16 protein-coding genes and 1 pseudogene are annotated in these 14,141 nt (G+C 60.7%); 12 read left to right on the top strand and 5 right to left on the bottom strand.

Annotated elements, in window-relative coordinates; genetic code table 11:
• The first annotated feature begins 122 nt into the window (after positions 1-122).
• The 7 genes and pseudogenes from I8N66_RS31085 to I8N66_RS31110 all read left to right on the top strand — a co-directional run.
• Entirely contained in the window at positions 123-1,232 is a 1,110-nt protein-coding gene (locus I8N66_RS31085) for a DUF3991 and toprim domain-containing protein (protein WP_365888147.1), read from the top strand.
• Between the two features lie 53 nt (positions 1,233-1,285).
• Positions 1,286-1,495, top strand: coding sequence for a DUF1419 domain-containing protein (locus I8N66_RS37630; protein ID WP_365888149.1), 210 nt, complete (start codon positions 1,286-1,288; stop codon positions 1,493-1,495).
• A complete protein-coding gene (locus tag I8N66_RS31090) occupies positions 1,392-1,994 on the top strand; it encodes a hypothetical protein (RefSeq protein ID WP_291162413.1) in 603 nt (200 codons plus the stop codon). The genes I8N66_RS37630 and I8N66_RS31090 overlap by 104 nt, the downstream gene beginning before the upstream one ends.
• Positions 1,995-2,212: 218 nt before the next feature.
• Entirely contained in the window at positions 2,213-3,091 is an 879-nt protein-coding gene (locus I8N66_RS31095) for a zincin-like metallopeptidase domain-containing protein (RefSeq protein WP_291162383.1), read from the top strand.
• A gap of 81 nt (positions 3,092-3,172) precedes the next feature.
• On the top strand, positions 3,173-3,715 hold the full coding sequence (locus I8N66_RS31100) for a Chromate resistance protein ChrB (RefSeq protein ID WP_291162385.1): 543 nt from the start codon (positions 3,173-3,175) through the stop codon (positions 3,713-3,715).
• A 15-nt stretch (positions 3,716-3,730) separates the two neighbouring features.
• On the top strand, positions 3,731-4,327 hold the full coding sequence (locus I8N66_RS31105; protein WP_291162387.1) for a cation transporter: 597 nt from the start codon (positions 3,731-3,733) through the stop codon (positions 4,325-4,327).
• Between the two features lie 47 nt (positions 4,328-4,374).
• Positions 4,375-4,584 (top strand): annotated as a pseudogene (locus tag I8N66_RS31110) (zincin-like metallopeptidase domain-containing protein); the annotation flags it as partial.
• A 29-nt stretch (positions 4,585-4,613) separates the two neighbouring features.
• On the opposite strand, the gene I8N66_RS31115 reads toward I8N66_RS31110, so the two are convergent.
• Positions 4,614-4,790 carry a hypothetical protein gene (locus tag I8N66_RS31115; protein ID WP_291162389.1) on the bottom strand — a complete coding sequence of 59 codons (177 nt, stop codon included), beginning with the start codon at positions 4,788-4,790 and terminating at the stop codon, positions 4,614-4,616.
• A 484-nt stretch (positions 4,791-5,274) separates the two neighbouring features.
• Here I8N66_RS31115 and I8N66_RS31120 point away from each other — a divergent pair, with 484 nt between their 5' ends.
• Positions 5,275-5,583, top strand: a complete 309-nt coding sequence (locus I8N66_RS31120) for a DUF736 domain-containing protein (protein WP_113535881.1) — start codon at positions 5,275-5,277, stop codon at positions 5,581-5,583.
• Positions 5,584-5,970: 387 nt separating this feature from the next.
• Positions 5,971-6,135: a hypothetical protein gene (locus tag I8N66_RS31125; protein WP_291162392.1), complete on the top strand. Its 165-nt coding sequence runs from the start codon at positions 5,971-5,973 to the stop codon at positions 6,133-6,135.
• Positions 6,136-6,201: 66 nt separating this feature from the next.
• On the opposite strand, the gene I8N66_RS31130 is transcribed toward I8N66_RS31125, so the two are convergent.
• The 4 genes from I8N66_RS31130 to traC form a co-directional block, all read right to left on the bottom strand.
• Entirely contained in the window at positions 6,202-6,459 is a 258-nt protein-coding gene (locus I8N66_RS31130; protein WP_291162410.1) for a WGR domain-containing protein, read from the bottom strand.
• A gap of 339 nt (positions 6,460-6,798) precedes the next feature.
• Positions 6,799-8,718 carry a Ti-type conjugative transfer system protein TraG gene (traG, locus tag I8N66_RS31135; RefSeq protein ID WP_291162393.1) on the bottom strand — a complete coding sequence of 640 codons (1,920 nt, stop codon included), beginning with the start codon at positions 8,716-8,718 and terminating at the stop codon, positions 6,799-6,801.
• Positions 8,705-8,920 carry a type IV conjugative transfer system coupling protein TraD gene (locus I8N66_RS31140; RefSeq protein ID WP_291162395.1) on the bottom strand — a complete coding sequence of 72 codons (216 nt, stop codon included), beginning with the start codon at positions 8,918-8,920 and terminating at the stop codon, positions 8,705-8,707. Before I8N66_RS31140 ends, traG begins: the two co-directional genes overlap by 14 nt.
• Before the next feature lie 4 nt (positions 8,921-8,924).
• Positions 8,925-9,221, bottom strand: a complete 297-nt coding sequence (gene traC, locus I8N66_RS31145) for a conjugal transfer protein TraC (RefSeq protein ID WP_113535877.1) — start codon at positions 9,219-9,221, stop codon at positions 8,925-8,927.
• Positions 9,222-9,472: 251 nt separating this feature from the next.
• Between traC and traA the strand changes: the two genes are divergently transcribed.
• The 3 genes from traA to I8N66_RS31160 form a co-directional block, all read left to right on the top strand.
• The gene (traA, locus tag I8N66_RS31150; RefSeq protein WP_291162398.1) at positions 9,473-12,781 is read left to right on the top strand and encodes a Ti-type conjugative transfer relaxase TraA; all 3,309 of its coding nucleotides are present in this window, start codon (positions 9,473-9,475) and stop codon (positions 12,779-12,781) included.
• Complete coding sequence (traF, locus tag I8N66_RS31155; protein ID WP_291162401.1) at positions 12,778-13,344, top strand: conjugative transfer signal peptidase TraF; 567 nt, start codon at positions 12,778-12,780, stop codon at positions 13,342-13,344. The genes traA and traF overlap by 4 nt, the downstream gene beginning before the upstream one ends.
• The coding region (locus I8N66_RS31160) for a carbon-nitrogen hydrolase family protein (protein WP_291162404.1) at positions 13,334-14,141 on the top strand (808 nt) is incomplete at its 3' end. The genes traF and I8N66_RS31160, both read left to right, overlap by 11 nt.

Genomic DNA, 14,141 nt, shown 5'->3' on the forward strand with positions numbered 1-14,141 from the left:
GGCTGCCGCTTGCGAGCTGGCGGCCGCAAGGGAGGCTTCGCCGCGCCTGACGCCTCCAATTGTAGAATCCTACAATTGCGGAGCGCGCCCTTGCGGCCTTTGCTCTTCGCGGCCGTTTGAAATTGGCCCGCGATAATCACGGGAAGAAACGAGATGAGAGGACGGTCGCGACGCGACCGGATGAAAAAATGAACAGGAGTGAGATTGAACGACTGCGGGAAACGGTGCGCTGTGAGGTGGCGCTGGAGACCTCTGGTTTCGCTCTCGACCCTAAAGAGAGCACAAGGCGTGCCATGAAGTATCGCCGTGGCAGCGAAATCATCATTGTCACGCATTCAGGAAGAGGATGGTTCGATCCTCTTGGGGATGGGAAAGGCGACGTCTTCGGTCTCGTAGTCCACCTGGAGCACTGCGCCTTCCTCGAAGCATGCGCTCGGGTCGCTGCACTTATCGGCGCGGAGCCGTCAGCTTCCATGTGGAAGCACGAAGATCGCGAGCTTCCGGATCTCACTGCCATCGCCGAAACTTGGGCCCGCCGGAGATCGCCATGGCCGGGCTCGGCAACATGGCGTTATCTCCGTTGGCAGCGATGCCTTCCTGTCTGCATTATCCGCACCGCGATCGCTCAAGGTTTACTGCGCGAAGGGCCGTCGGGGAGCGTGTGGGCGGCACATACCGACGAGATGGGCGCAGTTTGCGGATGGGAAGCCCGCGGACCGGAATGGCGTGGATTTGCGACCGGCGGCAGCAAGAACCTGTTCCGGCTTGGGTGCATAAGGGCCACTCGCCTTTGTGTGACCGAGGCGGCGATCGACGCCATGAGCCTGGCGGCCATCGAAGGGATGCGGGTGGGCACGCTCTATCTTAGCACTGGCGGTGGCTGGGCGCCGGCGACGAGGGCCGCCTTGCGCCTGCTGGCAGCACACCCGGACGTACAGCTCGTCGCGGCGACGGACGACAATTCACAAGGCGACGCCTACGCCGACCGGCTCCGCGCACTGGCTGACGAAATCGGCTGCACATGGCATCGACTTCGTCCCTTCGCCGACGATTGGAACGAGGTTCTCAAGCAGCAGAAGGAAAGAATGAAGAAAACAGCGAACAAGGCAGACGTGCCGCATGCCCGCCGACCGCATCAAGGGAGGCTTCGCCCGGCTGCGCCGGCCCTTGACGCGGGCAGCCGGGATGCCGGCGACGGGCGAGGTATCATGAAGGACCAAAGTGAAGAGTGAGGCCGTGAGGATCCGCAGCATTTCGGTCCAGCCTAACGCCGAAGGAGCCGCAGATGACAATCCAAAGCCAGATCCGAAAGGTTTTTCAGGGAACGGCTACGCGCCAGCAGATGTTCAGCTTGTTCGATCGGCATTCCCGGCGGCCGCAACGGTGGAAGGATGACGCTGTCGCGATCCGCCAACCGCCCGTTTGGCACCATTGCGGGGATGAGCCAGTACAAGCATGCATCCGTCGCTACCTTCGAGGGTTATGCAGGTTCTAGCGCATTCCGCGCTGAAGTCGAGAACCAACGCGCCTTGGGGCAGCTCGACGATATGCTGGCTTACTTCGAGGAGCGCCAGACCGGATCGCCCCTCTCTGGACCAGCGGCGCCACGGATATCTAATGCGCTCGATACCGCGGCAGCCGAACTCGCCCCGCCTCCGGCCATGATTGCTGACCGGGCTCGACTGCGAACCATGCTCGCCAGCCTCGCACGAACGCTGCATGTCGGCGTGTTTGCCGATTGCTTCTTCGATCCGGGCACCGCGATTTGCCTCAAACAGGCGACGAAGAACGACCGCAAGATGACCCCTTTGCCAGCCAACCCGCTGCCCCAATGCCTGCATCACCGCACGCCATCGGCCAGCATGGTCGCGCTCTGCGGAGGACGCCAAGATTTCGCTGAGGGAGAAGCGTCTGTCGCCTCTGCAACGGACCATCGTGAAGCAGGATCTCCAGCGGATCGAGGCGGTTCTTGGTGGCTTAGATCGTCGGACTGAGGCGGCGTAGCGGCTTTGTCTGCGGCCACTGATCGGGTGTCCCGTCGGACCAACCCCGGCGTTCGGCGGAGCGCGCGATGTCAGGTCCGCCCGCGCAACGGCTGATCGCCGTCCTTCGCTCACGCTGCGGCTCTTCGAGTGCGCGGTCGGCCCTTGGGCCATCGCAGGTGGCTGCTCCGCCGCCGGGGATTGGCCCCGGCGGGACAGGAGTTCCGACCATGGACACGCAAAACCGCACCGACGTTTATACCCGCATCACCTTGGAGATCATTGCCGCCATCGAGGCCGGCGCCGGCGAATGGCGGATGCCCTGGCACCACGATGGAGCCTCGGTTGCCCGTCCAACCAACATCTCTTCCGGAAAGGCCTACCGCGGCGTCAATACGCTCGCCCTTTGGATCGCCGCCCAGGCTCACGGCTTCGGAAGCGGCATCTGGGGCACATACAGGCAATGGCAGGCGCTCGACGCCCAGGTCCGCAAGGGCGAACGCGCCACGACCGTCGTGCTTTGGAAGGAGTTTGCCGCACGCAGTGACGATGATGTCGCCGACGACGACGAGCACCCCCAGCGACGCCTCTTTGCGCGGGCCTTCTCGGTCTTCAACAGCTCTCAGGTCGAGGGCTTCGCGGCTCCCGCCGCTCCGATGCTGGCTGACTCTGAACGAATCCCGCATGCGGAGGCCTTCATCAGTGCGCTCGGCATCCCCGTTACCTTTGGCGCCGACGCTGCGTACTATCGCATCGATCTCGACCACATCTTTATGCCGGACTTCAACGTCTTCCGCGACGCTGTCGCTCACGTCGGGACTTATGTCCATGAGGCTGCGCATGCCACGGGCGCCAGGCATCGGCTCGATCGTGACTTCACCAAACGCTTCACTCGCCAGGCCTTGGCAGTCGAAGAACTGACCGCCGAACTTGCTGCAGCCTATATCCTGGCCGATCTGGGTCTGGCGCATCATCCGCGACCTGACCACGCAGCTTATGTGGCCTCCTGGCTCAAAGTGCTGAAGGACGACGCGCGGGCGATCTTCACCGCCGCGGGCAAAGCGCAGGCTGCCGCCGACTGGATGCACGCGCAGCAGCCGCCGAGTTGAGTACTATATCACCTCCGGGCCTAGCGGCACCTCAGCGCTCGAACGATTGATTTGTAACAGCCGTAACTTTATAGTGCAGCCATGGCTACTTCATCCTGGCTGCTTTTGACCTACAAAGTCCCGCCCGAACCTGCCGCGAAGCGGGTCGCATTATGGCGCCGATTAAAGGGAATGGGTGCGGTGTATCTACAGAACGGGGTCTGCCTGCTCCCCAAGACCGACGATCACGTCCGCGGACTGAAGATGATTGAGAACGGTGTCCACGAAATGGCAGGGGAATCCGTGATTCTGGAAACGGTGGCGCTCGATCGATTCCAGGAAGAGAAGGTTATTGCCCGATTCAAATCTGACCGGGACGAGGCCTATCGGGAGTTCATCGACAAGTGCGGGGACTTCGAGGCGGAGATCGCCAAGGAGCGGGCAGCAGACCACTTCACCTACGCCGAGCTTGAGGAGAATGACGTCGATCTGAAGAAGCTCCAGGGCTGGTTCGAGAAGATTCGCAAGCTCGACTTCTACGGCGCGACCCTTGGGGCCGAGGCTGAAGAACGGCTGCGGGCCTGTGAGGCATTGCTCGACGCCTATGCCCAGCAGGTCTTCGACGCACACGATGAGAATCGCTAATTGGAGCCGGAAGGGATGGATACGTCTACACATGATCGAGATTTGCGGCGGGTGGTCCGTCTAGTCGTCCTTCTCAATCTCGCCTACTTCGGCATCGAGTTCGCCGTCGCGCGCGCCATCGGCTCTGTCTCGCTGTTCGCCGACAGCGTGGACTTCCTCGAGGACGCCTCCGTCAACTTCCTCATCCTTGTCGCTCTCGGGTGGTCTGCCCGTCGCCGCGCCAAGGTCGGAATGCTGCTTGCCGGCATTCTGCTCATTCCGGGCTTGGCAACACTCTGGACGGCGTGGGAAAAGTTCATGACGCCCAGCCCGCCTGAGGCGCTCGCGCTATCATTGACCGGCCTTGGCGCGCTTACGGTCAATCTTACTTGCGCGATCATGCTGACGCGTTTCCGCCGACACAGCGGTAGCCTCACGAAGGCCGCATTCCTCTCCGCACGCAATGACGCGCTGGCGAATATCGCGATCATCGCGGCCGGTCTCCTAACGGTATACACCCTGTCCGCATGGCCTGACCTGATCGTCGGGCTCGCCATTGCTGCCATGAACGCCGATGCGGCGCGAGAAGTCTGGGAAGCAGCCCGCGAGGAACATAAAATCGCTGAGGCCTGATACTCAGTTACGGCGATGGCCATCGCCAGGCTTGACTGTCAGGATATGTTGCAGAGCTTGGCAGTTGTTTCCTTTGCGCCGACCTTGGCATCGTGCCCGAACTTGATCCGCGGCCGGACCATGCGTCCTATCTTCAATCCTGGCTGACGGTACTTGCCGACGACAAGCGGGCAATTTTTCAGGCGGCGGCACATGCGCAGCGCGCGATCCCTTATCTCCACGGGCTGCAGCCGGAGGAGACGGAACGCAAAGGGTAGCCAGATGGCAAAGCTGTCGGATGACGAAGTTAAACTCGCTCGCCAATCTCGGCGGGGGTCGGCTCCGTCGACGGCGTCACGTCGATTGCCGGATCATCGGCCACGCTCAGATCCAGCTTCCCCCAGATCGAGGGTTTCTGATTGCCGGTTTTCAGCTTCCGGGACTGCTTGATTTCAACGATGAACGGCTTTGTCTGCTGACGCATTTTTCCTCCAGGCGACGAATCGCGACGTAACTCTATCGCTACAAGATGGTCTCGCAAGTTGGCCTTGCCCGAGGATCATGCGAGAAGCGTGTCTTGACTGTTGTCCGCGGCAGTCAGGCTCGACGCGGTGCAGCTATCGGCCCGGATCTGATGTCGATCGCCGCCGTCCTATCCCTTTTTCATTGACCGCCGGGGCACCATTCGCGGGCTCGATGGGGCTGTCTGACCGGAGAACGGCTTCGCCTCGCTCTTGTTCCCGCAACGTCCCTGCGAAACTTTCATCCCCTGGCGGAGACCACCCCACTCCGACAACGTCGAGTGGGGACCCCGGATCACCGCCATTCCTCGCGAGACAAGAAAGTTTCTGCGTTCCGCCCTCCACTTGTGTTCCGGCCCTTTCGGGTGCGGACCGATTGTCCCCGGTCTTTGCGACTGCCATCGAGGCCGCAATGGAGCGGCCCGAACAGCAAAAAGGAATAGCATAATGGCTACCATTGGCACCTTCACCGCAAACGAAAACGGCTTCACCGGCTCGATCCGCACCCTCGCCCTCAACGTCAAGGCCCGCATCGCCCGCATCGAAAATCCCTCGGACAAGGGCCCGCAGTTCCGCATCTTTGCGGGCGCCGTTGAACTCGGCGCGGCCTGGCAGAAGCGCTCCGAACAGGACCGCGACTACCTTTCGGTCAAACTCGACGACCCGAGCTTCCCGGCTCCGATCTACGCGACGCTGACGGAAGTCGATGGCGAGGACGGCTACCAGCTCATCTGGTCCCGCCCGAACCGGGATTGAAGAACGACGGCCCCGCCGATCAGGCGGGGCCGCGCCTTCAGCTTCACAGCATTGTTGTGCTACCGCGAAGATGGCAGCCGCTGAGCGGATTTGACCCAAGCCCCGCTTAACCTGTTCCCGAGGCGGGCCAGGCCGCGTTACTCAAACCGGAACCAGGCGTCGAGCCGGTTTCCGGTTTTTTGCTGCCACACGAGAGGTTAGGAATTGCTCAGATCATGGCATCGTGACGTGGTGTAAGGGCTGCCTCAAGGACGGGTGGTACCCCCAAAATGCTCACGCATTTCGGCTCCCCCACTCGCCGCGTTGCGGGCGCCTGGCGCTCCTTGACCCGCCCCTCTCCCCACGACCGCTGACGTCATCTTTCTCAAACATCAGGAGATGACGACGATGACGATCGAACAACACATCGAAGAGCTACTTGTCGAACTGCGGAACGCCGTTGGTGTTGGCGAGCGTCGGCAGATCGAGACCGAACTTGAACTCGCAAGGGCCGAGCGTGAGGTCATGCTGGCAGAGCAAGACGGTTGTATCAGCGCAGAGCCTCTGTTTTGACGGAGGCTCTTGCATGTGTCGTCCACTTGAAGCCGCAGGACTCGCCATCGCAATCCGTCCCGCCCATCAATTCGGCCAGCAAGTTCGCGGTCTATAGCCGCGCCGTCGTTTCAGTCGGAGGAGTTCGAGGAATAGCTGGACCGCCTCCTCTTCCCGACCAAAATGATGGACCTTCATCTGTCCGTTCTTTCCAATGCGGCCCCACTTCCGCAACAGACAAATTTCGCCGAAGAGGTTCGGTTCAATCGACATGGCATAATAGCGTGCCATGTTTCTCGATAGATCGGAGCGTTCGACGTAGAGTCGATAGGGTTGACAGATCATGAAGCCAGAATCTTCGATGCCGGCGACTGCGTCCAACGAGACTTTTGAATCGATTGCCGTGAACTGATTCATATCGGTGATGTATGGAAGACTTCAGCTTTCGGCCTCGCAGTGCGGAGGTGCGACCAAATTGTGTGCGAGGCGCGGGTGCAGTCGGTCCCGCCTCCCCTCGCGTAACTCGGTTGAGGCTCCTGCGGCTGCCCTTTTCCCGCCCATCGCACGACGAGAATTCCCGAAATCCCGCCCCTCGGGCGTCGCTATGCTGATTTCTCCGATACTCTTCATTTTCTCGAGGATCAGCCTTGCTCGTTGCTTCTCGCGCCGGCTCGATCCGGCAGCTCAGACGCCTTGCGCGTGGAACCTGTTCGCATCGACGCAAACCTTCATGTCGTTTCGCCTGAACCAGATCGCTCGTCCGCAGCGAAGCGGCGGGTTGCCGGCGGTAAAGACGATCTGCTCATCGGCGCGCATGCGAAGAACTTCGTGTGGCTGGATCAGCGCGCGGGCGGCAAGCTGCTTTGATCGGGTTCGAGACGTTCCCTTCGCTTGAAAACTCCGGCTGACCTGGTCGATCTCGACTGTAGTCATGCCACAGCGTTTGGATATGTAATCTGCTGTTTCGGGATCGTTGATAGCGGCGAAAGATATCCAGCTCGCGCTTTCGAACCATTTGCTCGTGGCATCGCGGCCACCGTAGGTTTCGCGCATCTGCCCGATCGACTGGTAGATCATCGTCAGCGTGATGCCATACTTGCGGCCGACATCACGCGCGCTTTCCAGGATCCGCATGTAACCGAGGCGCGAGACTTCATCGAGAAGGAAGAGAACCTTTCCCTTCACCGCGCCATCGCGATTGTAGATCGCGTTGAGGAACGCGCCGATGATCACACGCGCAAGACCAGAATGCGTCTCCAATGTCTTCAGGTCGATGTTGATGAACACGTCGGTGTTGCCGGTGGCAAGCGCATCGGTCCTGAAGGTCGAACCGGACACCAGAGCCGCATAGTTTGGATAGGACAGCCAATGCGTTTCCTTGACCGCATTGGCGTAGACGCCGGAGAAAGTTTCTGGCGTCATATTGACGAAGGCGGCGACATTTTCCTTCACGAAGTCGGAATTCGAGCTGTCGTAGATCGACTGCAGTCGCTCGCGCAGTTTCGGCTCCGGCTCCGCCAGGTTAGCTCGAACCTGTCGCAAGGTCTGGTACTCCCGGTCGGTATGACCGGACAGGCAGACGTCGGCGATCAAAGCAGTCAACAATTGCAGAGCCGATGCGCGGAAGAAGTCGTCACGCACACCACGTGGACCGCCGCTGTCGCTGATGATCCATGAGGCGACCGATGCAATATCCTCCTCCTTGGTTCCACCGAAGCGACCGATCCAGTCGAGCGCATTGAACCCCGTTTCCGGTTGCTTCGGGTCGAGGATGCGGATCAACCGTGCCGCCCCTTCGCGATGCCGGCAAACCATCGGCGCTACTTCGTTTGAAGGGTCGAGGACGACAAGAGCCCCACCCCATTTGAGTGCGGTTGGAATTGTCACCGAGGTCGTTTTGAAGCCGCCGGATCCGGCAAAGACGATACCGTGCGACGACCCGAATGAAGCGTCAAAGCAGAGCAACGGCGGCTTGCCACCGGCGCCCCAGGTCTGCGGAGCATTCGCCCGAAACGACTGCCCCGCCGTACTGTCCTTGTCGACGCGGTAGCACTCGCCAATGACAATTCCGCCTGTTTCGGGAAAGAGCTTCGCTGCTTCCCTTAGCTTCATCCAGTCGGCCTCTCCGTGAAGAGCCCGCTGTCCTTTTACCCGTTTCGGCTCGGCGCGTTTGAAGGCTGCGTTGCCGATCAGCGCAACGCGGAGCGCGAAACATCCAGCCATCAGTGCGGTCCCTGCTCCGACCATTGTTGCTGGGTCCAGATACGAGGCAATGGACATGCCGGCCGGCACTTCTCGGGAAATCGCTGAAAGACGCGCTGCCTCTCGCAATGCCGCTGTCAAAAGCGTTGCTGCAGATCCGGCGAGAACGGCCCAACCCGCGAACTTGATGCTCGCTGCGCCCGCGCTTGCGAACAGGAAGACTATTCCGATCGCCGCGGCGGTGACATAGGGCGCGGCGATACCGACACTGCCGAGTGCTTTCCTTGTCGCATCCGTTTTGCCGAATAGCGAAAGCCAATGCTCGACCCCGTCCATGCCGATCACCGTCAACATCATGAACGCGACGGGAATGACCACGAGCGCGAGCCTATTCATTGTCACTGTTGAAGGCCTCCGCACCGATGGCGATCAGTCGTGCGCGTTCGCCATCGTCGGACTTCAGCCGCCGTCTGAGTTCGACCAGCGCTCCAAGCAGAAGCGCGCGCTTTTCATATCGAAGGCCCGCCTTTACGATCAGGCCACCGAGTTCGATCTTTTCTCGCGTGTCCTTTTTGCGGGCATCAGATGTCATTGTTCTTGCCATCCGCTTAAGCTTCTCCACTGCTGCCCTGTGTCGCGCCAGGGGCGAACGTCGCGGTCGAACCCGGTGCGGCGCCAGTACCCCTCTTCCCTCCGCTCGATGTGACGATCCCTTGGCCTCCCCGAAACCGCGTCGCCAGTTCCTCGAAGGCTGCGTGAAGCTCGGTTTCGTCGATCTCGATTTCACCAAGGCCTGCCTTGAGCGCAATCCGACCGATACGCTCGGCTTCACGGGTCTCGGCTTGTTTGAGCTGTTCCTGCAGTTTGGCGATTTCGTCGCGAATTCTTGAAGAATGTTTCTTCATTCCATCCGTCTCCTGGCTTCAGAAAGCTTGTCTTTCGAAGCCAGTTTCGCGGACCGAAGGGCGGAACGCACTACGGTGAATCCTACAATCGCCAAACGCGATGCTTTTGTGAATGATCACGGCCGTTCCGAAGGAGCGGCATCAAGTGCGCAATTATACGTCGCAACTGCGACGCTTTTGCTTCTCCCCCTGGCGGGGCCGCCGCTCCTGACGAAGCGTTCGTTCGTTCGCAATCGGGAAAGATCTCTGCCATGGCCGTTCCCCACTTCTCCGTCAGCGTCGTTACCCGCGGTTCCGGCCGCAGCGCGGTGCTGTCGGCGGCCTATCGGCACTGCGCCAAGATGGACTACGAGCGAGAAGCAAGAACGATCGACTATCGTGCCAAGCAGGGTTTGTTGCACGAGGAGTTTGCCATTCCGGCCGATTCCCCCCGATGGCTGCGATCGATGATAGCTGACAGGTCGATATCGGGTGCCGCGGAAGCCTTCTGGAACAAGGTTGAGAGCTTCGAGAAGCGGGACGATGCCCAACTCGCCAAAGACGTCACGATCGCGCTGCCGCTCGAACTGACACCTGAGCAAAACATCGCGCTCGTCCGCGATTTTGTCGAGCGGCACGTTACCTCCAAGGGCATGGTCGCCGACTGGGTCTACCATGATGCGCCGGGCAACCCGCATGTCCATATGATGACGACGCTGAGGCCGCTCACTGAGGATGGCTTCGGCGCCAAGAAGATTGCGGTGCGGGGGCCGGACGGCAAGCCGATCCGCAACGATGCCGGCAAGATCGTCTATGAACTCTGGGCCGGAAGTCTCGACGATTTCAATGCGTTTCGCGATGGCTGGTTTGCTTGTCAGAACCGTCATCTGGCGCTTGCAGGTCTCGACATCCGCATCGACGGTCGCTCCTTTGAAAAGCAGGGCATCGATCTTTCGCCGACCATCCATCTCGGGGTCGGAACCAAGGCCATCGAGCGGAAACCAACGCCGGGCGAAGAGGTCGTTTCGCTGGAGCGACTGGAATTGCAGGAGCAACGGCGTAGCGAAAACGCCCGGCGCATTCAACGGCGGCCGGAGATCGTGCTCGACCTGATCACGCGTGAGAAGAGCGTCTTCGAAGAGCGCGATGTGGCGAAGATCCTGCATCGCTACGTCGATGACCCCGGTATCTTCCACAGCCTGATGGCTCGCATTCTGCAAAGCCCGCAGGCGCTTCGCCTTGATCGCGAACGCCTTGCGTTTGCGATCGGCGCACTGGTGCCCGCGAAGTTCACGACGCGCGAGCTGATCCGGCTGGAAGCGGAAATGGCAAGTCGCGCGGTTTGGCTCTCACGCCGGTCATCGCACGGGATCGAGGAAGCCGTGCTTCAGGCAACGTTCGCACGACATTCGCGTCTGTCGAAGGAACAGCAAACGGCAATTGAGCATGTGGCGGGACCGGAGCGGATTGCCGCTGTCATCGGACTTGCCGGGGCCGGCAAGACGACGATGATGAAGGCAGCGCGCGAAGCCTGGGAAGCGGCGGGCTATCGGGTCGCAGGCGGTGCCCTTGCAGGCAAGGCTGCCGAAGGGCTGCAGAAGGATGCGGGTATCAACTCACGTACGCTTTCGGCCTGGGAACTGCGCTGGAAAGAAGCTCGAGATCAGCTCGATGACAAGACGATCTTTGTTCTTGACGAAGCCGGCATGGTGTCATCACGCCAGATGGCGCTGTTCGTCGAGGCTGCGACGATGGCTGGCGCCAAGCTCGTTCTAATTGGTGATCCGGAACAGCTGCAGCCCATCGAAGCGGGTGCTGCCTTCCGGGCCATCGCCGATCGCATCGGCTATGCCGAACTTCAGACCATCTATCGGCAGCGCGAACAGTGGATGCGCGATGCCTCGCTCGATCTTGCTCGAGGCCATGTCGACAAGGCGGTCGAAATCTATCGCTCCAATGGCAGGATATTTGGCTCCGAGCTCAAGACCCAAGCGGTCGAGAACCTGATTGGGGACTGGGATCGGAACTACGATCCGACCAAGACCACACTGATCCTCGCGCACCTTCGGCGCGACGTGAGAATTCTGAACGAGATGGCGCGGACCAGGCTGGTCGAGCGAGGCTTGTTAGACGACGGCTTTGTCTTTCGGACCGAAGACGGAAACCGCCGTTTCGCCCGTGGTGATCAGATCGTCTTCCTCAAAAATGAAGGATCGTTGGGCGTGAAGAACGGCATGCTCGGCAAGGTCGTCGAAGCTGCTCAAAATCGTATCGTCGTGGAGGTCGGCGAAGGTGGGCATTGCCGCCGCGTCACAGTCGAACAACGCTTCTACAGCAATATCGACCACGGCTATGCCACCACGATCCATAAAAGCCAGGGCGCCACCGTGGACCGGGTGAAGGTGCTCGCTTCGCTCTCGCTCGATCGGCATCTGACCTACGTTGCGATGACCCGGCACCGTGAGGATCTGAGCCTCTATTACGGTACCCGATCATTCGCCAAGGCCGGCGGCCTCATTGGGATCCTGTCGCGAAGACAAGCGAAGGAAACCACGCTCGATTACGAGAAGGCGCCGTTCTATCGCCAAGCGTTGCGCTTCGCCAAAGCGCGCGGCCTGCATCTCGTCAATGTCGCGCGCACGATCGCCCGCGACCAGCTCGAACGGACGATCCGGCAGAAACAGAAACTGGCCGATCTGGCCCACAGGTTCGTGGCTGTCGGGCTCAAGTTTGGCGTCGCCTTTGACGCCGAAACACCGCACTCCCAAAACCTCAAGGAGAAGAGGCCAATGGTTGCCGGTATTGCGACATTCCCGAAATCCGTCGAGCAGGCGGTCGCTGACAGGTTGGAAGCGGACCCCGGCTTGAAGAAGCAATGGGAGGACGTTTCTACCCGGTTTCATCTTGTCTACGCACAGCCGGAAGCCGCCTTCAAGGTGGTCAATGTCGATGCGCTCTTGAAGGACGAGAGCGCAGCGAACTCGACGTTGTCGAAGATCAGCAGCCAGCCAGAGAGCTTTGGCAAGCTCAAGGGCACCACCGGGCTCCTCGCAAGCCGCACGGACAAACAGGAACGAGAACGGGCGGAACGCAATGCCTCAGCACTCGCTGACAGTCTTGGCGACTACCTCCGCCAGCGCGGACACCGGGAACGACGCTATCTGGCGGAGGAAGTGGCTGCCCGCCGCAAGGTCGCGGTTGAAATCCCGACGCTGTCCCCAGCCGCCCGCCAAACGCTGGGGCGGGTGCGGGATGCCATCGATCGCAATGACCTCCCCGGCGCATCGGCTTTCGCTCTCGCCGACAGACAAGTTAAGGCGGAACTGGAGGGCTTTGCCAGGGCGGTTACCGAACGTTTCGGTGAGCGCACCTTCCTGCCGCTCTCCGCCAAGGACACGAACGGGGAGACCTTTCGAGCCATCACAGCTGGCATGACATCCGGTCAGAAACTGGAGGTTCAGGCGGCGTGGGCCACGATGCGCACTGTGCAGCAGCTCGGCGCCCATCGGCGAACGGTCGAAGCCTTGAAACAGACCGAGACGCTACGCCAGACCAACAGTCAGGGGATATCGCTGAAATGACCGCTATCCTCATTGCAGCCGCGCTGATGAGGCGAAGAAATAACGCGGTCCTGCTCGGGGTTGCCCTGACAACATTGGTGTTCCTCGGCACAATTTCTGTCGCCTGGTTCGGCGGCTATCGGATCAATCTCACGCCAAGTGAACCGCTTGGTCTCTGGCGTATGGTCAAGCTCGCTCGCCCGGTCACGGTCGGCGATCTTGTCTTCGTGTGTCCACCGCAAACCGCGACTATGCGTGAGGCACGCGCGCGCGGGTACCTGCGCTCTGGTCTTTGCCCGGGCGGCGCAGCGCCCCTCATCAAGTCGGTCATCGCTATTCCTGGACAACGTGTCGAAGTGGACGCCAACGTCAGCGTGGATGGCCATACCATTCCGTCGTCCGGCGTGGCGCAGTTTGATGGACAAGGTCGGAAGATGACGCGGTTCGCGGGTGGGAGTGTGCCAGGAGGTTCGGTGTTCCTGCACTCACCTTTCGCGGGTTCCTACGACTCTCGGTATTTCGGACCTATTCCCGAGGAGGCAATTCTCGGCCTGGCGCAAGAGGTATTGACCTATGCTCCGTGACCGTCGCCGGCCGGCACTTCTGCTCATCGCTTCCGTCATTGCTGGATGGATGGGTTGGAGCGGCCAGGTGCTTCTTCTTCCGGTGGCGCTCGCGTTCCCGGTACTCTGGTCGCGGGCGCAGACGAGGTCCGTGGGGATGGCCGTCTCGGCCGGGTATTTTCTTTCAGCGTCCCGCGGATTGCCGCAAGGGGTCGCCGCCTTCTATGCGTCCGACCTCTGGCCCGGCTTGCTGCTTTGGCTATGTGCCTCGGGAGGCTTTGTTGCGGTACATGCGGTGCTCTGGACGAAGCGTTCCGGCGCTCGTCCATTCCGCTATTTATCGGCGAGTGTCCTCATGGCACTTCCACCCTTCGGTATCACAGGTTGGGCGCATCCCGTGACGGCGGCCGGGGTTTTGTTCCCCGGATGGGGATGGTGGGGGCTTATTGCGGTCACAGCCGGCCTCATGGGCCTCGTAACCCGTGCGTGGCCGGCTGTCGCCTTTACCCTTGCAGGCTTTTGGCTTTGGTCCGCCGCAATCTGGACCGAACCGAAACTACCTGAAGCCTGGTTGGCCGTCGATCTTAAGCTGGGGGCCTCGCTCGGCCGCGATGCGAGTTTTGAACACCACCGTGGTTTGGCTGCAACGGTGAAAGCTCGAGCTCCAGCCGGCATCGAAACCGTCGTCTTGCCTGAAAGCACCCTGGGCTTCTGGACGCCGACGGTTGAACGGCTATGGACCAATGCTCTGCAAGGGACTGACTGTTGGTTTCCGCGCAGAACTGAGCCGGTTAGGCACATAATTTCCATTGAGAATT

This window comes from Ensifer sp. SSB1 (genome assembly GCF_016652895.1).
GTDB lineage: Bacteria > Pseudomonadota > Alphaproteobacteria > Rhizobiales > Rhizobiaceae > Ensifer.